Source organism: Noviherbaspirillum massiliense JC206 (genome assembly GCF_000312045.1).
Taxonomy (GTDB): domain Bacteria; phylum Pseudomonadota; class Gammaproteobacteria; order Burkholderiales; family Burkholderiaceae_D; genus Noviherbaspirillum; species Noviherbaspirillum massiliense.
This window is the reverse complement of sequence record NZ_HE978634.1, coordinates 1,870,872-1,892,940: the sequence shown is the minus strand read 5'-3', so window position 1 is coordinate 1,892,940 and position 22,069 is coordinate 1,870,872. Positions and strand designations below refer to the sequence as shown.

General features: G+C 58.2%; 22 protein-coding genes. 19 read left to right on the top strand and 3 right to left on the bottom strand.

What is annotated here, in order from left to right:
* Positions 1 to 40 precede the first annotated feature (40 nt).
* The 4 genes from lpdA (at position 41) to HGHM_RS21075 (ending at position 3,908) form a co-directional block, all read left to right on the top strand.
* On the top strand, positions 41 to 1,468 hold the full coding sequence (lpdA, locus tag HGHM_RS09360; RefSeq protein ID WP_019141266.1) for a dihydrolipoyl dehydrogenase: 1,428 nt from the start codon (positions 41 to 43) through the stop codon (positions 1,466 to 1,468).
* A gap of 10 nt (positions 1,469 to 1,478) precedes the next feature.
* Positions 1,479 to 1,874 carry a hypothetical protein gene (locus HGHM_RS09355; protein ID WP_019141265.1) on the top strand — a complete coding sequence of 132 codons (396 nt, stop codon included), beginning with the start codon at positions 1,479 to 1,481 and terminating at the stop codon, positions 1,872 to 1,874.
* 190 nt (positions 1,875 to 2,064) lie between these two features.
* Positions 2,065 to 3,162 (top strand): cell division protein ZapE, encoded by a 1,098-nt coding sequence (gene zapE, locus HGHM_RS09345; protein WP_019141263.1) that lies wholly within the window; start codon positions 2,065 to 2,067, stop codon positions 3,160 to 3,162.
* Positions 3,159 to 3,908: a hypothetical protein gene (locus HGHM_RS21075; protein ID WP_019141262.1), complete on the top strand. Its 750-nt coding sequence runs from the start codon at positions 3,159 to 3,161 to the stop codon at positions 3,906 to 3,908. The genes zapE and HGHM_RS21075 overlap by 4 nt, the downstream gene beginning before the upstream one ends.
* Positions 3,909 to 3,958: 50 nt before the next feature.
* Here HGHM_RS21075 and HGHM_RS09335 read toward each other — a convergent pair whose 3' ends face one another.
* Positions 3,959 to 4,765 (bottom strand): PP2C family protein-serine/threonine phosphatase, encoded by an 807-nt coding sequence (locus HGHM_RS09335; RefSeq protein ID WP_019141261.1) that lies wholly within the window; start codon positions 4,763 to 4,765, stop codon positions 3,959 to 3,961.
* A gap of 301 nt (positions 4,766 to 5,066) precedes the next feature.
* On the opposite strand from HGHM_RS09335, the gene HGHM_RS09330 reads away from it, so the two are divergent.
* Both HGHM_RS09330 and HGHM_RS09325 read left to right on the top strand, forming a co-directional pair.
* Positions 5,067 to 5,267, top strand: coding sequence for a YdcH family protein (locus HGHM_RS09330; protein ID WP_019141260.1), 201 nt, complete (start codon positions 5,067 to 5,069; stop codon positions 5,265 to 5,267).
* 50 nt (positions 5,268 to 5,317) lie between these two features.
* Positions 5,318 to 7,315, top strand: coding sequence for an ATP-dependent DNA helicase (locus HGHM_RS09325; protein WP_026075857.1), 1,998 nt, complete (start codon positions 5,318 to 5,320; stop codon positions 7,313 to 7,315).
* A 55-nt stretch (positions 7,316 to 7,370) separates the two neighbouring features.
* On the opposite strand, the gene HGHM_RS09320 is transcribed toward HGHM_RS09325, so the two are convergent.
* Positions 7,371 to 8,351 carry an NADPH:quinone oxidoreductase family protein gene (locus tag HGHM_RS09320; protein ID WP_019141258.1) on the bottom strand — a complete coding sequence of 327 codons (981 nt, stop codon included), beginning with the start codon at positions 8,349 to 8,351 and terminating at the stop codon, positions 7,371 to 7,373.
* Positions 8,352 to 8,463: 112 nt separating this feature from the next.
* Between HGHM_RS09320 and surE the strand changes: the two genes are divergently transcribed.
* The 6 genes from surE to rlmD all read left to right on the top strand — a co-directional run bounded on the left by surE (position 8,464) and on the right by rlmD (position 14,309).
* Positions 8,464 to 9,201 (top strand): 5'/3'-nucleotidase SurE, encoded by a 738-nt coding sequence (gene surE, locus HGHM_RS09315; RefSeq protein WP_019141257.1) that lies wholly within the window; start codon positions 8,464 to 8,466, stop codon positions 9,199 to 9,201.
* Positions 9,198 to 10,067 carry a protein-L-isoaspartate(D-aspartate) O-methyltransferase gene (locus tag HGHM_RS09310; protein ID WP_019141256.1) on the top strand — a complete coding sequence of 290 codons (870 nt, stop codon included), beginning with the start codon at positions 9,198 to 9,200 and terminating at the stop codon, positions 10,065 to 10,067. The genes surE and HGHM_RS09310 overlap by 4 nt, the downstream gene beginning before the upstream one ends.
* A 58-nt stretch (positions 10,068 to 10,125) precedes the next feature.
* Entirely contained in the window at positions 10,126 to 11,082 is a 957-nt protein-coding gene (locus HGHM_RS09305; protein ID WP_026075856.1) for a peptidoglycan DD-metalloendopeptidase family protein, read from the top strand.
* Positions 11,083 to 12,111, top strand: coding sequence for an RNA polymerase sigma factor RpoS (gene rpoS, locus HGHM_RS09300; RefSeq protein ID WP_019141254.1), 1,029 nt, complete (start codon positions 11,083 to 11,085; stop codon positions 12,109 to 12,111).
* Positions 12,108 to 12,896: a 3'-5' exonuclease gene (locus HGHM_RS09295; protein WP_019141253.1), complete on the top strand. Its 789-nt coding sequence runs from the start codon at positions 12,108 to 12,110 to the stop codon at positions 12,894 to 12,896. The genes rpoS and HGHM_RS09295 overlap by 4 nt, the downstream gene beginning before the upstream one ends.
* Before the next feature lie 69 nt (positions 12,897 to 12,965).
* Entirely contained in the window at positions 12,966 to 14,309 is a 1,344-nt protein-coding gene (gene rlmD / locus HGHM_RS09290; RefSeq protein ID WP_019141252.1) for a 23S rRNA (uracil(1939)-C(5))-methyltransferase RlmD, read from the top strand.
* A 68-nt stretch (positions 14,310 to 14,377) separates the two neighbouring features.
* Here rlmD and HGHM_RS09285 read toward each other — a convergent pair whose 3' ends face one another.
* Positions 14,378 to 15,070 carry a Bax inhibitor-1/YccA family protein gene (locus HGHM_RS09285; protein WP_019141251.1) on the bottom strand — a complete coding sequence of 231 codons (693 nt, stop codon included), beginning with the start codon at positions 15,068 to 15,070 and terminating at the stop codon, positions 14,378 to 14,380.
* Positions 15,071 to 15,289: 219 nt separating this feature from the next.
* Between HGHM_RS09285 and ndk the strand changes: the two genes are divergently transcribed.
* The 7 genes from ndk (at position 15,290) to HGHM_RS09250 (ending at position 22,049) form a co-directional block, all read left to right on the top strand.
* On the top strand, positions 15,290 to 15,715 hold the full coding sequence (gene ndk / locus HGHM_RS09280; protein ID WP_019141250.1) for a nucleoside-diphosphate kinase: 426 nt from the start codon (positions 15,290 to 15,292) through the stop codon (positions 15,713 to 15,715).
* Positions 15,716 to 15,782: 67 nt separating this feature from the next.
* Entirely contained in the window at positions 15,783 to 16,952 is a 1,170-nt protein-coding gene (gene rlmN / locus HGHM_RS09275; protein ID WP_019141249.1) for a 23S rRNA (adenine(2503)-C(2))-methyltransferase RlmN, read from the top strand.
* 17 nt (positions 16,953 to 16,969) lie between these two features.
* The gene (gene pilW, locus HGHM_RS09270; protein ID WP_019141248.1) at positions 16,970 to 17,746 is read left to right on the top strand and encodes a type IV pilus biogenesis/stability protein PilW; all 777 of its coding nucleotides are present in this window, start codon (positions 16,970 to 16,972) and stop codon (positions 17,744 to 17,746) included.
* Positions 17,739 to 18,737 (top strand): RodZ domain-containing protein, encoded by a 999-nt coding sequence (locus HGHM_RS09265; RefSeq protein ID WP_026075855.1) that lies wholly within the window; start codon positions 17,739 to 17,741, stop codon positions 18,735 to 18,737. The genes pilW and HGHM_RS09265 overlap by 8 nt, the downstream gene beginning before the upstream one ends.
* A 2-nt stretch (positions 18,738 to 18,739) precedes the next feature.
* Positions 18,740 to 20,017 (top strand): flavodoxin-dependent (E)-4-hydroxy-3-methylbut-2-enyl-diphosphate synthase, encoded by a 1,278-nt coding sequence (ispG, locus tag HGHM_RS09260; RefSeq protein WP_019141246.1) that lies wholly within the window; start codon positions 18,740 to 18,742, stop codon positions 20,015 to 20,017.
* Positions 20,018 to 20,047: 30 nt separating this feature from the next.
* Positions 20,048 to 21,388, top strand: coding sequence for a histidine--tRNA ligase (gene hisS, locus HGHM_RS09255; protein WP_019141245.1), 1,341 nt, complete (start codon positions 20,048 to 20,050; stop codon positions 21,386 to 21,388).
* A 10-nt stretch (positions 21,389 to 21,398) separates the two neighbouring features.
* The gene (locus HGHM_RS09250; protein WP_019141244.1) at positions 21,399 to 22,049 is read left to right on the top strand and encodes a YfgM family protein; all 651 of its coding nucleotides are present in this window, start codon (positions 21,399 to 21,401) and stop codon (positions 22,047 to 22,049) included.
* Positions 22,050 to 22,069: the final 20 nt, after the last annotated feature.

Sequence of the window (22,069 nt, the reverse complement as noted above, 5' to 3'; positions counted from 1 at the left end):
AGCCGGTATCCCTAGAGAATTGCGGTTTTCAGGCCAGGATATGTCTAAAAATTTTGATGTAATCGTCATCGGTGCCGGACCCGGTGGCTATGTGGCGGCCATTCGCGCTGCGCAATTGGGTTTCAGCACGGCGTGTATCGACGAATGGAAAAACGAGAAGGGCGGCCCGGCACCGGGCGGCACCTGCACCAATGTCGGATGCATTCCCTCGAAAGCACTGCTGCAATCGTCGGAATATTACGAGCATGCAGGGCATGGATTTGCCGAACACGGTATCGAGGTCAAGAACCTTGGCCTGAATGTTGGCAAGATGCTGGCACGCAAAAACACCGTCGTGAAGCAGAACAACGACGGCATTCTGTACCTGTTCAAGAAGAACAAGGTCAGCTTTTTCCATGGTCGCGGTTCTTTCGTGAAGAGCTCCGACGGCGGATACGAGATCAAGATTGCCGGGGCGGGCGAAGAAACCATCAGCGGCAAGCACGTCATCGTTGCGACGGGTTCGAACGCGCGCGCCTTGTCCGATGTTGCCTTCGATGAAAAGCTGGTGCTGTCGAATGACGGCGCCCTGTCCATCGAGGCCGTGCCGAAGAAGCTGGGCATCATCGGTGCCGGCGTGATTGGCCTGGAAATGGGCAGCGTGTGGCGCCGTCTCGGTGCCGAAGTGACGGTTCTGGAAGCCTTGCCGACCTTCCTCGGCGCAGTCGATGAGCAGATCGCCAAGGAAGCGCACAAGCTGCTGACCAAGCAGGGTCTGGCGATCCAGCTTGGCGTCAAGATCGGTGCAATCACGCCTGGGCAGAACAATGTCAGCGTGGAATACACCGACGAGAAGGGCAATGCCCAAAAGGCGGTGTTTGACAAGCTGATCGTTTCCATTGGACGGGTGCCGAACACCAACGGCTTGAATGCCGAAGGAATTGGATTGAAGCTGGACGATCGTGGCTTCATTTCTGTCGATGGGGATTGCCGGACGAATCTTCCGAACGTATGGGCGGTGGGCGACGTAGTGCGCGGCCCGATGCTGGCCCACAAGGCAGAAGAAGAGGGTGTCGCGGTTGCCGAGCGCATCGCCGGCCAGCATGGGCATGTCAACTTCAACACGATTCCCTGGGTCATCTATACTTCTCCGGAAATTGCCTGGGTCGGCAAGACCGAGCAGCAGTTGAAAGCCGAAGGCGTCGCCTACAAGGCTGGCACCTTCCCCTTCATGGCCAACGGACGTGCCCGCGCGCTCGGTGACACTTCCGGCATGGTCAAATTCCTGGCGGATGCGAAGACGGATGAAATCCTGGGCGTGCACATGGTAGGCCCCATGGTGTCCGAACTGATTTCCGAAGCTGTCGTGGCCATGGAATTCCGGGCATCGGCAGAAGACATCGCGCGCATCTGCCACGCTCATCCTTCGCTGGCTGAAGCGACCAAGGAAGCGGCGCTCGCGGTTGACAAGCGCTCGCTCAATTTCTGAGGAGTCGGACATGCGCACCCTGATCCTGGCGTTGCCGATTGCACTTGCAGCTTGCGCAACGACAGGATCGGGTGGCATTGTCGAGGTCGACACGGCGAGCAAGGGGCAGGCGATTCCGGGTGCCAGTTGCAGCGTGAGCACCAACAGCGGCAACTGGGCCGTCACGACGCCTGGTTCGGTAGCGGTGGGGCCGGCGAATGGCGACCTGCATGTCGTTTGCAACAAGGAAGGCTACCGCACGTCCGAAATGATTTTCCGCCCCTCCGGTGCGTATGGATCGAGCGTTGGCCTGGGCGTAGGCGGTGGCGGCGGCAATGTGGGCGTGGGTGTGGGCTTGAGCGTGCCGGTGCGGCTGGGTGGCGGAGGCTATCCTTCGCGCGTGACGATCGAAATGAATTCGCAGTAAGCCGCCGATCGGCAACAGCAAATCAACCGGATCAGAAGCTGGATCGAGCTGCTTTGTCGGAGATCAGCAATTCCATGGGCGAGCGCAGTCTCGCCCATTTTTTCGTCCTTGGCCTGATCGGCGACATGCACTTCATGCAGCTCACTCAGCAGAGCTGAAAAGCAAGAATTCAACAAACGAGCAGAACGACATGAACGTCCGGGAGTATTACGAACATGCGCTGTCGGAGCGCGGTTTCAAGGCCGATCCGGCGCAGCGCGCGGCAGTGGAACGCTTGCAGCAGGCATACGACGATTGGGTGCGTTTCAAGTCCCAGCGGTCCAGCAAGCTGATGCGCCTGATCAGCCGTCCGGAGGTGCCGCGCGGCGTCTATATGTGGGGCGGCGTCGGGCGCGGCAAGTCCTTTCTGATGGATAGCTTCTATTCGGTCGTGCCGGTGGTGCGCAAGACGCGCTTGCACTTCCATGAATTCATGCGTGAAGTGCATCACCAGCTGGACGAACTGAAGGGGCGCGCCGATCCGCTGGATGAAGTTGCACGACGTGTGGCAAGGAAGTATCGCCTGATCTGCTTCGACGAATTCCATGTGTCGGATATCGCCGATGCAATGATCCTCTACAACCTCCTGAAGGCATTGTTCGACAACGGTGTGTCATTCATCATGACGTCCAACTATCATCCGGACGGGCTGTACCCGGAAGGGCTGCATCGGGACCGCATGCTCCCGACGATTGCTCTGCTGAAGGAGAAGCTGGACGTGATGAACATCGACGCCGGGATCGATTACAGGAAGAGGGTCTTGCAACAGGTGGCGGCCTATCATACGCCATTGAATGCGGAATCCGACCGTGCGCTGCGCGCCGCGTTTTCCAAGCTTGCGGAGACCGAAGACGAAGATCCGCGCATACATATCGAAGCGCGCGAGATCAGGGCCTTGCGGCGCGCGGGCAGTGTGGTCTGGTTCGATTTCGCCACCTTGTGCGGCGGGCCGCGCTCGCAGAATGACTATCTTGAGATTTCCAGCCTGTTCCATACCGTCATCCTGTCGGGCGTGCCCCGCATGTCGGCGGCCATGTCGTCCGAAGCACGCCGTTTTACCTGGCTGATCGATGTGTTGTACGACCACAGGGTAAAGCTGCTGATGTCGGCCGAAGTGGAGCCGGATGAACTGTATACTGAGGGCACGCTTTCAAACGAGTTTCACCGAACGGTTTCGCGAATCATCGAGATGCAATCGTCCGAATACATGGAATCCGAGCGCCGCGACATCGCGGACAGACTGGCATGATGAACTTATTGCTAAGCCCCGACACGGCACGTCTTTCCGGCCAACGTAAATTGCCGGGCGCTGTCGCGGCCATCGCCGCCTTACTGCTCTTGTCATCTGCAATGGCACAAAATGCCGATCCTGCCGCGAGGGTCGCATCGGCTTATCCAGCAGGCTCGATCCGTACCGTCGAATCCGCAGACCAGGCGCTGGCGGAAGCGGGCAAGGCGCGCGCTGCGGTCAAGGAGCGCTACACCCAGGAGGAACGTGCCTGCTACGGGCGCTTCTTTGCGAGCGCATGCATTGACGATGCCAAGGAAAGGCGGCGTGCTGCCTTTGCGCGGATACGTCCGGTGGAAATCGAAGCCAATGCTTTCAAGCGCCAGGCCAAGGTAGATGCACGCGATCAGGCACTGGCCAACCGACAGGCACAGGATGGGGGAGCGAATCCGTTGGACCAGAGCGGAAATTCTGCGCGGACCGATTCTGCCCCCGGTCCGTCTGAAGCAGGAAAAGGTGCCGCTACCGAGACTGATGCCAAGGAAAGGGGCCAGGAACCAAGCAAGCCGCAGCATAGCCGCGCCCACAAATCAATGCCGGAACCTGATCCTGACCATGTGGCCGCGGAGGCAAAGAAGCGCGCGGAAAATGTCGCCGCCTATGAAAGAAAGATCCGCAAGATTCAGGAACACCAGCGGGAAGTGGAAGCAAGGAAGGCGGAGAAGAACAAGAAGCGGGCTGACAAGGAAGCTGCACGCAATCCATGACGACCGGTGTACGGGCCAGACTGTCGGGGAGGCCTGACGGCGCTCGAGGATCAACTTGTTCGGCGGGTTTTTCTGGCAGCGGCGCTTGCGGCTTCTTCCGGCGCCTCGACCAGCCTGACAATCGCTAGTGTGCAGTTATCCGCGGACGTGCCGGTCGCACGTTCGCGCGCTTTGTTGATCAGCATCTCCGATGCGTGGCGCGGCGAATTCATCGCCACCGCGACCCCTAATTCGGCATCCGAAAAGTAGTGCCAGAGACCGTCCGAGCAGAGCAGGAATGCATCCCCCGCCTTGAGCTGATCATGACGGCCCAGACTGGCTTGCGGCTCGATGTAATCGGAGCCGAGCATGTTGACCAGCATGTTCGACAGCGGATGATTTTCCGCTTGCTTGCGGCTCAGCTTCCCTTCCTGCGCAAGCTGAGCGGTGTAGGAATGATCGGCCGTGCGCTCCATACAGTTTGCCCCCTGGAAGCGATACAGGCGCGAATCGCCGACATGTACCCAGTAGGCGCTCTTTTCGGGGGTCAGCACCAACGCGACCATCGTGCTGTGCGGCTTCTTGTCTGAGGAAATGGCAGTAAGCTTGATGACGGTATGGGCTTCCTGCACGATCGATGTCAGCATGGCTTCGACGCTGTCCGTCTTGGGAGAGAATCCCTCGAATGCCTGCTTCGCGGTACTGATGACCTGCTCCGCAGCCAGGGTGCCGCCGCTCAATCCACCCATGCCGTCTGCGACGACAGCCATCATGTAGCCGGGAGCGCGCGGGGAAGCGAACAGGGCAACGCGATCCTGCTGTTCTTGCCGATCGCCAATATGCTGGCCTGTCGCTGCCTCTATCTTGTATTGGCTCATAAGTCCGGGTGGATTACACTTCTGGCTGGCGACGGATTATTGCATGTGGAAAATTTCAACATCCGCTTTGTTGGCTTTTGTTACATTAATCCGATAATCCTGCGCCGAGAACCGGGAGAGCTTTGAAAGGCTGCGAGCCACTTGCTTGGTTGAAGCGGCGAGCCTTGTGCGAATTGTATGCCGGCACTGGAAAGGCAATTTGCACTGCAGTGACCGGGAAACGTGCGAAGGGCGTAGTGACGGTTTTACACCAGCCCGAGCGGTCCTACAATATCTCATAAATAGCCTTCCTTAACGAATTATGGTCGATCAGGAAGAGATACGGCGACGCATCGTCGAACTCGAAGTCGAACACCGTGATCTGGACATGGTGATCGAAGTGCTCGCGCGCGATCCTCTGCATGACGAATTGCAGTTGCGGCGCCTGAAAAAGCGCAAGCTGCAGCTGAAGGACCATATCACATTGCTGAAGATGCAACTCGTGCCCGACGTTCCTGCCTGAAATCCTCCCCGTATGGGTATGTATAGCATCCTTCCAAGATTGTCGACGCTTTGACCGAAAACGCTTCTATTTCACCTGTACCGGCCACACATGATGGCGATATCGAGCAACTGTTTGGCGTAAATGGCGCCTTGAGTCAGGCAGTCGCAGGCTTTCGGCCACGGCAGTCACAAACCGAAATGGCCAAGGCGATCGCGAATGCAATCGCACAGCAAAAGACCCTGATCGCCGAGGCGGGCACCGGGACCGGCAAGACGTTTGCCTATCTGGTGCCTGCGCTTCTCTGGGGCGGCAAGGTGATCGTCTCGACCGGCACCAAGAACCTCCAGGATCAGCTTTACCTGCGCGATATTCCTACCGTGCGCAAGGCGCTCCATGCGCCGGTTTCCGTGTCCCTGCTGAAGGGAAGAGCCAATTACGTCTGCCATTTCCACCTTGAACGGACATTGCAGAATGGGAGGCTCACTGCGCGGGAAGATGTGGGCTATTTGCGGGAAATATCGCGCTTCGTGAAGACCACGATGACCGGCGACAAGGCGGAACTGTCGAAGGTGCCGGAGTCGGCAACGGTATGGAATCTCGTTACCTCCACCCGCGATACCTGCCTCGGTGCGGAATGCCAGTACTACCAGGACTGTTTCGTCATGAAGGCGCGCCGCGAGGCACAGCAGGCCGATGTCGTGGTGGTCAATCACCATTTGTTCTTTGCCGATGTGGCTCTCAAGGACACCGGTGTGGCCGAGTTGCTTCCGTCTGCGAATACGATCATCTTCGACGAAGCACATCAACTGCCGGAAACCGCCACGCTGTTTTTCGGAGAAACCGTCTCGACGTCGCAAGTGCTGGAACTGTGTCGCGACGTCCTGGCGGAAGGCCTGGCGCATGCGCGGGATGGCGCGGAGTGGCCGAAAGTCGTCGCTCCGGTGGAACGTGCGGCACGGGATCTGCGTCTGGCCTTTCCGCAGGACCTGGTGCGTCTCGCCGTCAATCAGATTGCCCCATCCAGTCCGTTCTTTCCTGCCTTGGAAAAGCTGAAGGATGAACTGGAAGGCATGGTTGCTGTCCTGGAAAAGCAGGCAGAGCGTGCGGAAACCATCGAGCAATGCCGGACGCGCGCTGTCGATATCGTTGCCAAGCTTGAAAAATGGAATGCGGCAGGCGAGGATGGCAGTTCCGCGGCGGGCCAGGACCGGGTGTTCTGGATCGAGGCATTTACATCTTCCCTGCAATTGCACCAGACACCGCTATCGATTGCGCCGATTTTCAGCAAGCAGCGCGAAGGTGCGCCACGTGCGTGGATATTCACTTCGGCGACGCTCGCGGTCAAAAACGATTTCAACCATTACGCATCGCAGATGGGCTTGTGGAACGAGCCGGCGCAGGCATGGCCCAGTCCGTTCGACTACGGGCAACAGGGTTTGCTCTATGTGCCGGACAATCTTCCGGAACCAAATTCCTATGACTATACCGATGCAGTCATCGATGCCGCCTTGCCTATGATCGAGGCGTCTGGCGGCCGTGCCTTCCTGCTGTGCACGACGCTGCGCGCCGTGAATCGCGCCGCGGAACGCCTGCGCGAGGAATTCGAAAAGCGCAAGCTGCCTTTTCCGCTGATGGTGCAGGGTGAGGCAGGACGTACCGAATTGCTTGATCGCTTTCGCGCCGCCGGCAATGCGGTGCTGATCGGAAGCCAGAGTTTTTGGGAAGGCGTGGATGTGCGGGGAGAGGCGCTGTCCCTGGTAATCATCGACAAACTGCCATTTTCGCCGCCGGATGATCCGGTGCTGGCCGCGCGCATTGAGGCACTGGAAAAGAAGGGATTGAACGGCTTCGTCCATCACCAGTTGCCGGCAGCGATCATCAATCTGAAGCAGGGAGCAGGGCGGCTGATCCGGGACGAGAGCGACCGCGGCGTCCTGATGATCTGCGATCCCCGCCTGATCTCCAAGCCGTATGGGAGGCGCATCTGGCAGAGCCTGCCGCCATTCAAGCGGACGAGGGATGCGGAAGTGGCGAAGGCATTCTTCTCCCCGCGCGAGGCGGAATGAAAACGCCCTTGCTCCGCAGCGGGAACAAGGGCGTTTCGAAGGGTTGAGCCCTTGATTATCTCTGCGGCTGGATGACGACCTTGCCGGTGACTTTGCGCGCCGCCATGTCGTTCAGGGCTTGCGGCGTCTCAGCCAGGGCGTAGCGGTGCGAGATATGCGGCCTGATCTTGCCTTCGGCCATCCAGCCCATCAGCTCGCGCATCGCGGCCAGATTGGCCTTCGGCTCGCGCCGGGCAAATTCGCCCCAGAATACGCCAACTAGCGAAGCGCCTTTGAGCAGCGGAAGATTCAAGGGCAGCTTGGGAATCTCGCCATTGGCAAAGCCAATCACCAGGTAGCGTCCGCGCCACGCGATGGAGCGGAATGCCGGTTCGGCATAGACGCCGCCGACCGGGTCGTAGATCACATCGGGGCCTTTGCCTTCGGTCGCGGCCTTGATCGCCTCGCGCAAGTCTTGTGTGCTGTAGTTGATCGTCGCGTCGGCGCCATGGGCTTTGCACACTTCGAGCTTCTCGTCGGTCGAGGCGGCGGCGATCACGCGTGCGCCCAGTGCCTTGCCGATCTCGATTGCCGCTAGACCCACTCCGCCGGCCGCGCCGAGCACCAGCATGGTTTCGCCGGCCTTTAACTGCGCCCGGTCGACCACAGCATGGTGCGACGTGCCGTAAGTGAGGGTGACGGCGGCGGCGGTATCGAAATCGAGACCTGGCGGCATCGGCATCAGGGCCTGGACCGGGGCGGCGATTTGCTGCGCAAACGCGCCTGTGCTGACGAAGGCAATCACTTTATCGCCCGCCTTGAATTGCGTCACGCCTTCGCCCACCGCGCGCACCACGCCTGCAAGTTCGCTCCCCGGGGTAAAGGGCAGTTCAGGCTTGAACTGGTACTTGTTCTGGATGATGAGCACGTCGGGGAAGTTGACGCCTGCTGCCTGGACATCGATGGAGACTTGGCCTGGGCCGGGAACCACATCGGGCAAATCTTCGACTCGAAGCGAATCGGGCGGTCCCCAAGTCTTGCAAACGATGGCTTTCATGAAGTCTCCTCTTTATTTGGAAAAACGAACGGTCGTTTGAATTTACGATTATGCCTCAAAATGGTCGGACTCAGATGAGAAGCAAAGTTTGCTTCGGGTAAAATCGCGCCTTATGAAAATTCTTGTCAGTAACGACGACGGCTATCTGGCGCCTGGAATCATTGCTCTGGCCAATGCCCTTGCTCCGATTGCAGATATTGTGGTCGTCGCACCGGACAGCAATCGGTCCGGCAGTTCGAATTCCTTGACACTTAACCGGCCCTTGTCGGTTTATCGATCGGAAAGCGGCGCCTATTTCGTCGATGGCACACCATCCGATTGCGTGCACGTGGCCTTGACCGGCGGACTCGCATTCAAGCCAGACCTTGTGGTTTCTGGCATCAACCAGGGCCAGAACATGGGAGATGACACCCTGTATTCAGGAACGGTGGCCGCTGCAACCGAAGGATTTCTGTTCGGCGTTCCGGCAATCGCATTTTCCCAGGTGGAGAAGGGATGGGCGCACCTGGATGCGGCGGCACGAGTGGCGCGAGACATTGTCGAGCATAAGGCGGAATTGCTGAGCAAGCCGTATTTACTTAACGTCAATATTCCAAGCTTGCCATACAACGAGATCAAGGGCATGGTGGCAACCCGACTGGGCAAAAGGCATCCATCCGAACCGGTCATCAAAACTCAGGATCCTCACGGCCGCGAGATCTTCTGGATCGGCCCTTCGGGAGCAGCGAAAGATGCCGGAGAAGGTACCGATTTTCATGCGGTGGCGCATGGCTATGTATCAATAACGCCTTTGCAGATGGATCTGACACATAGGGAACAACTGGATGCGCTCAGGAGGGGATTGCTATGACTGGCAAGAGCAAGCGTTTTCCGCTGTCATTGTCTGCTGTTGTTGAAAAAGCCCCAAAGACGGTGCCGGAAAAACTCTCCGCTATCGTCAAGATTGCGACACCGCAAACCGCGACGCAGAATGCATTGCAAAATCTAAGCCGTGCTGCCTCCGGCGCGAATCTGGCAACATCGACCGAGCCACGGATCAATCCCCCTGGACCACCGGCTGATCGTTCGGCATCGCTGGTATCCGATGCAGTCCGGAAGGCGATGGTGGCTCGCGTCGCGAAGCAGGGAGTCAAGGATGCGAAAGTACTGGCGGCCATGGAAGCCGTGCCGCGCCACCTCTTCGTGGAACCGGCGCTTGCCAGTCAAGCCTATATCGACGCCTCCTTGCCGATCGGGCATCACCAGACGATTTCACAACCCTATATTGTGGCGCGCATGATTGAAGTCATGCGCGATAACGGCAATGGCGGAACGCTGAACCGCGTACTTGAGATCGGCACGGGCTGCGGCTACCAGGCAGCCGTCCTGTCGCTGGTCGCGAAAGAGGTGTATTCGATTGAACGCATCAAGCCCTTGCATGAATTGGCAAAGGCCAACTTGAGGCCGCTGCGCATTGCCAATATTCGCTTGCACTATGGAGATGGTATGCTTGGACTTCCCCAGGTGGCGCCATTCGACGGTATCATTCTGGCCGCCGCCGGAATGGAAGTCCCGCAGACCCTGTTGGAGCAAATGAGTATCGGGGGAAGACTGGTCGCGCCAGTAGGTGCGCAGCATCAAGTGCTTCAATTGATCGAACGAGTCAGCAAATTCGAGTGGACGACGGCCACACTGGAAGATTGCCATTTTGTGCCGCTGCGCTCCGGCGTGATCTGACATCGCTCCACTTCTGATCGGGCATCGCTGCCGCCACAAGATAATTGATTGCATGAGAATGAAAACAGCACGTTTAGTATCCGTCGCGATGTTGTCTAGCCTAATTGCGGCCTGCATGACACCACGCCATCCTGCGCCAGTCGTGGACCGGACTTCCACTGCACGATCGGCAGCCGGTTCGACAGCGCAGGCACCAGCCAAGCAGGCCGAACGTGGTTATTACATCGTCAGGAAAGGCGATACGCTGATCCAGATCGCGCTCGAGTTCGGCCAAAACTATCGCGACCTGGTTGCGTGGAACAATCTGGCAGATCCGAACGACATCAAGGTCGACCAGATGTTGCGGGTTGCGCCTCCCGAGCCGGGAATTGGCGCGGGCGGCACTCAGGTGGGCAGCGTTTCCACAAATTCTGGAGTAGAGGTGAGGCCTCTGGGGGCTGCGGGCGCAGCCGCCCATGCCAGCGCCCCCAATAAGAGTGTTCCACGCGGCGACAAGCGTCCATATTCGGAAAAGTCGCTGGCAGAGCTGCAAAAGCCCGACACCACCAACTCGTCGCAGGTCGCATCGATCAAGCCGGATGCGCACAAGGGCGAGGAGCCAAAAGCGTCGGAAAAAGGACCGGAAACGCCTCCTGCTTCCAATGCCGATACCGAGGGACTCAGCTGGGTATGGCCAACCGAAGGCAAGGTCGTCAGCGCCTTTAGCGAAGGCAAGAAGGGCATCGATATTGCCGGAAAAATCGGGCAGCCGGTGCTGGCAGCAGGTGCGGGAAAGGTGATGTACGCCAGCAGCGTGCGCGGGTACGGAAATTTGGTGATTTTAAGACACTCCAATAATCTGTTGTCCGCTTATGCGCATAACAAAACCATCCTGGTGAAAGAGGGTCAAACCGTCAGCAAAGGGCAAAAAATTGCCGAAATGGGAAATTCCGACACTGACGCTGTGAAACTCCATTTCGAGATTCGCCAGCAAGGCAAGCCGGTTGATCCCTCGAAATATCTGCCGGATCGTTAAATGACACGCAACCACCGAGAGCCTCTGGAAGATGAAACGCCTTCGGACGACCTGTCCGACGACATGTCGCTTGGCAGCGCGGAGGAAACAGGGGCTGCGCTGATTGACGACTTGCGCGAAGTCGACCCCGCCGATCCCAACGTGGCCACGGTCGACCCGGTGGATGAATTGAAGACGGTGCTTGCGGCTGAACTGTCCACCGACACCACGCAGCATTACCTGAACCAGATTGGGGCTCGCCCTCTGCTGTCGGCCGAAGAGGAGATCCGTTTCGCCACCTTGGCGAAGCAGGGTGATTTCGAAGCCCGGCAGAAGATGATTGAGCACAATCTGCGCCTGGTGGTATCGATCGCCAAGCATTACATCAACCGCGGTGTGGTGCTGCTGGATTTGATCGAGGAAGGCAATCTCGGATTGATGCGTGCGATCGACAAATTCGAGCCGGAGCGCGGCTTCCGTTTTTCTACCTATGCGACCTGGTGGATCCGGCAGAGCATCGAGCGCGCCATCATGAACCAGGCGCGCACCGTGCGGCTGCCGGTACACATGGTTCGCGAATTGAATCAGATCCTGCGCGCCAAGTATCACCTGGAGGCACAGCACCATGACGGCAAGGACGCCAGCGTGGAGGACATCGCGCATCTGGTGGATCGGCCGGTGGAAGACGTGCAGGACATTCTCGCCTTGTCCGAACATGCGACGTCGCTCGACGCGCCGCTCGACAATGATCCGCAGGCCAGCCTGATGGACATGCTGCCTGGTGATTCCGACGACTCGCCGGATTCCCGTGCGGAGACGCATGAGATGACGGTGCTGGTGCGTGACTGGCTGAAGAAATTGCCGGACAAGCAGCGCCTCGTGGTGATCCGGCGCTTCGGCCTTGATAACGACGATCCGGCCACCCTCGAAGAACTGGCGGCAGAAATGAGCGTCACAAGGGAGCGCGTCAGGCAGATCCAGCAGGAAGCCCTGGTCAAGCTCAAGCGCGCACTGACCGCGCGCGGAGTCGGAAAGGATGCCTTGTTGTGATTCCGGTACTGGTATTCGACATCGAGACGATTCCCGATGTTGCTGGCTTGCGCGCCTTGAACGGGCATCCGGAATCCATGACGGATAGCGAAGTTGCTGCGCTTGCATTCGACGCGCGCCGTGAAAGGACGGGATCGGAATTCTTGCAGCATCACCTGCATTGTGTCGCGGCGATTTCCTGCGTCTTCCGCGATGACGAGGGCTTTCGCGTGCGTTCTCTGGGAAGCCTGCAGGACCAGGAAGGGAAGCTGGTACAAGACTTCTTTCGTATCATTGACAAGTACACCCCGCAGCTCATTTCGTGGAATGGAGGCGGCTTCGATCTGCCGGTCCTGCATTACCGTGCCATGGTCAACGGCGTGTGCGCGTCGCGCTACTGGGAAATGGGCGACGACGACCGCGACTTCAAGTGGAACAATTACCTGAACCGTTTTCATACCCGTCATCTTGATTTGATGGATATGCTTGCGCTTTATACGGGCCGCGCAAATGCCCCGCTGGATGAACTTGCCAAACTGTGCGGCTTTCCCGGCAAGCTGGGCGTGGACGGATCGCAGGTATGGCCCCTGTTCCAGGAAGGGCGGCTCGAAGAAATCCGCAATTACTGCGAAACTGACGTCGTCAATACCTACCTCGTCTATTGCCGCTACCAGCTCATGCGTGGCGCCCTGACACGCGCTGCGTATGACGCGGAGATCGACCTGGTGCGATCCTCGCTTTCCGCACTCGATGGGGCCCACTGGAAGGAATATCTGGCTGCCTGGCAGCCGCAAGCTCGGCCCTGAATTCACGGCGAGAATTTTCTTTTTCATACCCGGACCCGGACGAACGCCGCTCCGGCAATTCATATCCTTATGCAGCACGACATCATCGAAATCAAATCCCTGGACATGGAAGGCAGAGGCGTGGGCCATCTGCAGAACGAAGACGGCACGCAAGGCAAGGTGATTTTTGTGGAGGGAGCGCTGCCTGGCGAACGTGTCAGCTTCGAGTCGTTCCGCAGGAAGCCAAAATGGGAGGCTGCCGTCCTGACGCAATTGCACAGCGAGTCTTCGCTGCGGGCCAAGCCCCAGTGCCGGCACTTTGGTATCTGTGGCGGCTGCGCGATGCAGCACCTGGAAGCGGGAGCGCAGGTCGCGATCAAGCAGCGGGTGCTGGAAGACAACCTCTGGCACATCGGAAAGGTGCGCGCGGAGACTATCCTGCGCCCGATCCATGGCCCCACTTGGGGATACCGTTACCGCGCACGACTGTCAGTGCGCAATGTCAGGAAGAAGGGCGGCGTGCTGGTCGGCTTTCATGAGCGGAAATCCTCTTTCATCGCCGACATGGAGACCTGCGAAATCCTGCCCCCGCATGTTTCGGCGATGCTGGTGCCGCTGCGACGCCTCGTGGAATCGCTCACCATTTTTGAGCAGATGCCGCAGATTGAACTGGCCGTCGGCGACAAGGTGACAGCGCTCGTGTTACGGATCATGGCGCCGCTGACAGAGGAGGATCAGGACAAGCTGAGGGCGTTTGCGGACGAATACCAGATCCAGTGGTGGCTGCAGCCCAAAGGGCCGGATACTGTCCACCCCTTTTATCCGATTGATGTTGAGCTGGCTTACACCTTGCCCGAATTCGGCATCAGGATGCCGTTCAAGCCGACCGACTTTACCCAAGTGAATCACCATATCAACCGAGTGCTGGTGGCGCGCGCCTTGCGCTTGTTGCAAGTGCAGCCGGACGAACGGGTGGCAGACCTGTTCTGCGGTCTCGGGAATTTCACGCTGCCGCTCGCGACTCAGGCACGCGAAGTGGTCGGCATTGAAGGTAGCACAACGCTGACGGAGCGCGCCTTGGAAAATGCCAGGGCCAACGGCCTGGCGGAAAAGACCAGCTTCCATTGCCGCAATTTGTTCGAAGCGACGACCGAAGACCTGGTCGCGCTCGGAAAATTCGACCGTTTGCTGATCGATCCTCCGCGTGAAGGTGCGATCGCAGTGTGTCAGGCCGTCGTGGGTCTGGGGGAAGCGCATCCTGACATGAAGCCGAGACGCATTGTCTATGTGTCCTGCAATCCGGCGACGCTGGCGCGCGATGCCGGCGTGCTAGTCCATTTGGGAGGATATGTCCTGAAACAGGCGGGCGTGGTCAACATGTTTCCGCACACGGCCCACGTGGAATCGATTGCGGTATTCGAACTGGCAAATTAGCCGAGCCTGGAAACAAAAAAGCCGGCCCGCGGGCCGGCTTTTTTTACCTCTCTAGAGCTTCAATCGCTTCAATCGCGGCTGCCGCCAAAAATGCCGAGCAGGGCCAGCAGATTGGCGAAAATGTTGTAGACGTCCAGATAGATGTTCAGCGTGGCGGAAATGTAGTTGGTTTCTCCACCATTGATGATTTGCTGCACGTCGAACAGGATGTAGGCGGAAAAGATGGCGATCGCCATGATCGATACGACGAGGTACAGCGCCGGCAATTGCAGGAAGATATTTGCCAGGGCAGCCGCCAGGATCACTAGCACGCCGGCGAACAGCCATTTCCCGAGTCCGGAAAAATCCCGCTTCGAAACGGTGGCGATCGTGGCCATCACGCCCAGTATTCCAGCCGTTCCCCCAAACGCCGTCATGATGAGCGCCGCACCGTTCGTGAAGCCAAGGATGTGGCCGATCAGACGGGACAGCATCAGCCCCATGAAGAAGGTGAAGCCAAGCAGGATAGCGACGCCCAGTCCGGAATTTTTCGTTTTTTCGATCGCATAGAAGAATCCGAATGCAATCGCAAGGAAAAGCATGAATCCGACAACAGGGCTCCCCTGGAAGAAAGAGAACCTGAACTGCACCCCAAGCCAGGCGCCCAGGATCGTGGGAATCATCGAGATCGCGAGCAGCCAGTAGGTATTGCGCAGTACCCGGTTGCGTACGACGAGCGATTCAGTGCTTGTGCCGTAGGCACGCTGCAGGTTTTGGTCCATATTGGGCCTCCAATCCGAGGTTTTACGAGAAGATTGCGTTCCGAAAGAATAACATGACCACTTCCACGTCAGAGCAGCGGGAGCATGCCGGGGTTCCGAATCTCCGGATGGTGGATTTCGGTTCCCTGCCGTACGGAAGGTGTTTCATGCTAGAATAGAAGGTTAGTTTAATTCTTCATTCCTTATCTTAACCCTTTATTTTTATTGGAGTTTTTACAGATGGCAATCGAACGCACCCTGTCAATCATCAAGCCTGATGCTGTCGCAAAAAATGTGATTGGTCAGATCTATTCCCGCTTTGAAAATGCAGGACTGAAAATCGTGGCCGCCCGTATGGCGCAACTGTCGCGTGCTGAAGCAGAAGGCTTTTATGCCGTGCATCGCGAACGTCCGTTCTTCAAGGACCTGGTGGATTTCATGATTTCCGGGCCGGTGATGGTGCAAGTTCTGGAAGGCGAAAATGCGATCGCCAAAAACCGTGAACTGATGGGCGCCACCGATCCGAAGAAAGCGGAGAAAGGCACTATCCGTGCCGATTTTGCCGACTCCATCGATGCCAACGCGGTCCATGGCTCGGATGCCCCCGAAACTGCCAAGGTTGAAATTGCCTATTTCTTCCCGGCATTGAATGTTTATTCCCGCTGATTGAATTGCCATTCTCCTTGTGCGCAGTATGTTGCTTCAAGGATGAATGGCTTGATGAAATATTGCTATGACGTCTCTCACCAATTTGCTGGACCTCGATCCCGCACAACTCGTTGCCTATTGCGGCGAGTTGGGTGAGAAACCGTTTCGCGCCAAACAGCTTCAGCGCTGGATTCATCAATTCGGCGTCAGCGATTTTGACGCGATGTCGGATCTTGCCAAATCACTGCGCGAGAAATTAAAGACCCGCGCGACGATTGCCGCTCCGGCGGTGATCAGCGACCACACCTCGGCCGATGGCACACGCAAATGGCTGCTTGATGTCGGACAGGGTAACGCGGTCGAAACCGTCTTCATCCCTGAAGAGAACCGGGGCACGCTGTGCATCTCGACTCAAGCCGGCTGCGCAGTCAACTGCCGTTTCTGCTCTACCGGCAAGCAGGGATTCAGTCGCAATCTGACAGTCGGTGAAATCATCGGCCAGCTCTGGATGGCGGAATTCGAGCTGCGCAAGTCCAAGGGCATCGAGCCTGGGCCCAAGGGTGAGCGTCAGATCACCAATGTGGTGATGATGGGCATGGGCGAACCCCTGCTGAATTTCGAGCCAACGGTCACCGCATTGCGGCTCATGCTCGACGACAACGCCTACGGGCTGTCACGGCGGCGCGTCACGGTTTCCACCAGCGGCGTGGTGCCCATGATCGACAGACTGGCCCAGGAATGCCCGGTCGCGCTGGCAGTATCGCTGCACGCCTCCAACGACGCGTTGCGCGATGGGCTGGTGCCCTTGAACCGGAAATACCCACTCTCCGAATTGATGGCGGCTTGCAAGCGGTACCTGGAATTCGCGCCGCGCGACTTCATTACCTTTGAATATTGCATGCTCGATGGCGTGAACGACACCGACGCCCATGCTCGCGAGTTGGTGGAATTGGTACAGGGCGGGGAGAATACAGTTCCGTGCAAATTCAACCTGATTCCCTTCAATCCATTCCCGGAGTCGGGCTTGACCCGATCCAAGAATCCGCGCATCAAGGCATTTGCCCAGATCCTGATGGATGCCGGCATTGTCACGACCATCCGAAAAACCCGGGGTGACGATATCGATGCAGCTTGCGGGCAGCTTGCGGGCGAAGTACAGGACCGCACGCGTGTGCAGGAGCGGATGCAAAAAATGGCGGAATATCAGAAAAAATTCGGAAAGAATTTCGGGCGTATTGTGGAGGTGCCTAGGTGAGGAAAATCCGGCAAGGCTTGGCAGTTGCTGCGGTCTGTTCTTTCGTGCTGCTGGGAGGATGTGCATCCTATCCATCGGCTGGCTCGCAAGGCGAGTTGAAAACCAGTTCCGACCAGACGGAAAATCAGAAGCTTGCCCGCATTCGCCTGCGATTGGCGGTAGGCTACTACGAGCAACATCAACTGGAAATTGCTCTCGATGAAGTCAAGAAGGCGCTGCAGGCAGACCCGGACTCGGCCGACGCACACAGCATGCGCGGCTTGATCTACATGGACATGGGCGAGAACAGGCTGGCGGAAGAGAGCTTTCAGCAGGCGCTCAAACTAATGCCGAATAACCCGGATTTCAATAACAATTACGGCTGGTTCTTGTGTCAGACCGGGCGTGAGCGGCAGTCGATCGATTATTTCGAGGCCGTGCTGAAGAACCGTGCCTATCAGTCTCCGGCCAAGGCCTTGAACAATGCAGGCGTTTGCTCCCTGAAGCTGAAGAACATGGCGGCCGCAGAGCAGTATTTGAGCCGGGCATTTCAACTCGATCCAGCCAATTCGGTCACGAATACCAATCTCGCGAAGATTTATTACGAGCGACGTGATTATGAGAGGGCGCGCTTTTATATCAATCGCGTGCTGAAATCGGAGATCATGACTCCGGAAGTGCTGTGGCTTGCGATCAGGACCGCGCATAAGCAGGGGGATGGCTTGACCGAGACCAGCCTTGCAACCCAGCTGCGCAGGCGACACCCCAATTCACGTGAATACGCGACTTACCAGCGTGGAGCATTTGATGAATAAGGATTTGGAAGCGAGCGAACTGACGGGGGCAGAGGCGGCGTCGCAAGAGCCGGAGGCCCCGGCCCAGAGCCCGGGTGCACAGCTTGCTGCACTCCGCGAGTCGAAGGGCTGGACGGTTGAAGACGTTGCCGGCCAACTCAACCTTGCCGTAAGGCAGGTGCAAGCGCTTGAGGCCGACGACTACGCTGCGTTGCCCGGAATGGCAATCACGCGCGGTTTCATGCGCGCCTATGCGAAGCTCCTCAAGCTCGATCCGACGCCTTTGCTCGCCGCACTTCCGGGTGAACCGACCGCGGCGAGTGATCCGACTCCGAAGCGGAGCGCCCTGGATACGCCATTCCAGGAACCGCGTTTCGGCTCTCCCATGGAGGAGCGCAGCTTTACGAGGTACTGGAAGGCGGAAGTTCTGGTGCTTGTCATTGTGCTTGTCGCGCTGGCGGCGTTCTTGAATCGCGGGGAACTGTCTGCCATTCCGGTGGCCATCTCGACCCAGGCAGAAAGGGCTCTGGCTTTTGTAAAAGGGAAGGAGAGAATCCAGCCGGCGCCATCTGCTCCGGAAAGCGCAGCGGAAACGCTTGCGGAGACACCGCCTCCATTGCAGCCGCATGCGGATGACGAGCAGAACGTGGCCAGCACTGTCGTGCAGCCTGCGCGCTCAACACCCGAGACGCCAGTTCCATCTTCGTCGTCCGATGCTGCAAACAGTCCCGTCAAGGAGGAAAATGCTCCGGGGCGTGACGATGCAGCAGTTGCAAAGGATGCGCTCGTACTGAATTTCCGAGAGGATTCGTGGGTAGAAATCAAGCGTGCTGATGGGAAATATCTACTTGCTCGGCTGGCCAAGGCAGGCTCGACCGAAACAGTCAAGATTTCCGGCCCGGTATCCCTGGTAATCGGCAATGCCGCGGGGGTAGATGCAACTTGGCGTGGTGCGCCACTCGCGTTGAAAACAGGGACAAAGAGCAACGTGGTCCGACTGGACCTGAAATGATCATGAACAAGCCTACAACCGATGCCCCGATCGTATCCGGACCGCTCACCCGTCATGTGACGCGCCAGGTGGCAGTTCGTTACCAGGATCGCGAGATTGTCATTGGTGGCAGTGCGCCGGTGGTTGTCCAGTCCATGACCAATACCGACACTGCAGATGCCATCGGTACGGCGATCCAGGTAAAGGACCTTGCGCGCGCAGGTTCGGAAATGGTGCGTATCACCGTCAACAATCCTGAAGCGGCCGCTGCTGTGCCGGCGATTCGGGAACAGCTGGACCGGATGGGCGTTGATGTGCCGCTGGTGGGCGACTTCCACTACAACGGTCACAAATTGCTGAATGATTTTCCGGAGTGCGCGAAGGCGCTGTCCAAATACAGGATCAATCCCGGAAACGTCGGGCAGGGTGCCAAGCGCGATACCCAGTTCGCGCAAATGATTGAAGCGGCGTGCAGGTACGAAAAGCCGGTGCGCATTGGCGTCAATTGGGGCAGCCTCGACCAGGCGCTGCTGGCGCGCATCATGGATGAAAATGCGCGGCGGTCGCAGCCGTGGGATGCGCAAGCGGTCATGTACGAAGCCCTGGTAACGTCGGCGATCGAAAATGCGCAGCGCGCGGAGGAATTGGGGCTGCGCGGCGACCGCATCATCCTGTCATGCAAGGTCTCTGGCGTACAGGACCTGATTGCCGTTTACCGCGAGCTTGCTCGTCGTTGCGACTATCCGCTCCATCTCGGTCTGACCGAGGCGGGCATGGGCAGCAAGGGCATCGTGGCATCGACGGCCGCGCTGGCCGTCTTGCTGCAGGAAGGAATTGGCGACACGATCCGCATTTCGCTCACGCCGGAACCCGGAGGCGACCGCACCAGGGAAGTCGTGGTGGCCCAGGAAATTTTGCAGACCATGGGCTTGCGCAAGTTTGCGCCCATGGTCATTGCCTGCCCTGGCTGCGGTCGTACCACATCGACCGTGTTCCAGGATCTGGCGGACAAGATCCAGACCTACCTGCGCGACCAGATGCCGGTCTGGAAAAAGCAATACCCTGGCGTGGAAAACATGAATGTCGCCGTGATGGGGTGCATCGTCAACGGACCGGGGGAATCGAAACACGCCAACATCGGCATCAGCCTTCCGGGAACTGGCGAATCGCCTGCGGCACCGGTATTCGTGGATGGCGAGAAAAAAGTGACCCTGCGCGGCGAGCGCATCGCAGAGGAATTCCAGGCCATCGTGCTGGACTATGTGAAAACCCGTTATGGAAAAGAGAAGGCGGCGGTCTGATCGCGCCCGCGTGCCTGTCCTCAGAAGAGAATGTCAGAAAACAAGAGAGTAGAAAAGATCGCCGGCGTGAAGGGAATGAATGACATTCTTCCCGCCGATGCGCCTTTGTGGGAACTGTTCGAGAACACGGTGCAGTCCGTGCTGAAGAGCTACGGCTACCAGCAGATCCGCACGCCCATCGTCGAGCCGACGGCATTGTTCGCGCGCGGCCTCGGAGAAGTGACCGATATCGTCGAAAAGGAAATGTATTCCTTCGTCGATTCGATGAATGGCGACCAGCTCACGCTGCGCCCGGAAAGCACGGCTGGCGTGGTGCGCGCCGCGCTGGAACATAATCTCACCTACGATGGCCCCAAGCGCCTCTGGTACGCTGGTCCGATGTTCCGTCATGAACGTCCGCAGCGCGGCCGCTATCGTCAGTTCCATCAGGTCGGCGCCGAAGCACTCGGGTTTACCGGGCCGGACATCGATGCTGAACTGATCATGTTGTGCCAGCGGCTCTGGGATGACCTCGGCCTGCGGGATGTTCGGCTCGAACTCAACTCGATCGGCAATGCGGACGAGCGCAACCGGCATCGCGCTGACCTGGTTGCGTATTTCGAGCGCCACAAGGACGTTCTGGATACGGATGCGCAGCGCCGCCTGTATTCCAATCCCTTGCGTATTCTGGATACCAAGAATCCGACCATGCAGGAAATGGTCAACGGGGCGCCCAAGCTGCTCGACTATCTCGGCGAAGAATCGCGCGCTCATTTTGAAGGCGTGCAGAAGATCCTGCGGCACAACAATATCCCGTTTTCCATCAATCCGCGCCTGGTCCGCGGCATGGACTATTACAACCGCACTGTATTTGAGTGGGTCACCGATCAGCTGGGCTCCCAGGGAACGGTGTGCGGTGGCGGGCGCTATGATCCGCTGATCGAAATGTTCGGCGGCAAGCCCACTCCGGCATGCGGTTTTGCGATGGGCGTCGAACGTCTGCTGGAACTGATGAAAGCAAACGGCGATCATTTCGCGCCGAACCAATGCGATGTCTATATCGTGCACCAGGGGAATGAGGCGCAGATGCATGCTTTCGTCATCGCTGAGCGCTTGCGGGATGCCGGACTGGATGTCGTGCTACATTGCGCGGCGGCGGGCGGAGGCGGTAGCTTCAAATCCCAAATGAAGCGAGCCGATGGCAGTGGTGCCAGCTTTGCGGTCATCCTTGGGGAAGATGAAGTTGCCAAGGGCGTGGCGACCGTGAAGGCCATGCGCTCGGCCGATACTGAAAACAATCAACACAGCGTCGCATTCGATACCGTGGTGGATTACATCGTTGACCAGATTACTTGCGGCGACGATTGCGATCATCCTGAACATCATCACTGAAGGCATCAACATGGCATACGATCACGAAGAACAGGAACAACTGGCTAGCTTGAAGGCATGGTGGAATCGGTACGGCAACCTGATCAGCTGGGTCCTGATCATCGTGCTCGCCGCTTATGCCGGATGGTCCGGATGGAATTACTATCTGCGCAACCAGGCAGCGCAAGCCGGGCAGTTGTACGAGGAACTGCAGAAAGCGGTCACGGCAAAAGACGCTGCTAAAGTGCAGCGCGCAGCGACGGACCTGACCGACAAGTTCGGTCGTACTGCCTATGCAGAAATGGGCGCGCTGGCGGCTGCCAAATCCGCCTTCGATGCGAACGACCTGAAAGTCGCTAGAGCGCAGTTGCAATGGGTCGTCAGCAATGGCCGCGATGAAGAATACAAGGCGATTGCAAGGATCCGGCTCGCAGGCGTGCTGCTTGATGAGAAAGCCTACGATGAAGCCCTGAAGGTACTTTCTGGCGACGTCCCTGCGGCGTTTGCAGGCGCTGTCGCAGACCGGAAGGGCGATATTCTGGTTGCGCAGAACAAGGTGCAGGAAGCCCGGTCCGCATATCAACTGGCGCTGGATAAATCCGATACGAATGATCCGGCCCGTCAATTGATCCAGTTGAAGCTGGATGCCATCGGCGGAACTTCTGCAAAATCCGTAGGCTGATCGTCAGGGAAGGGGAATAG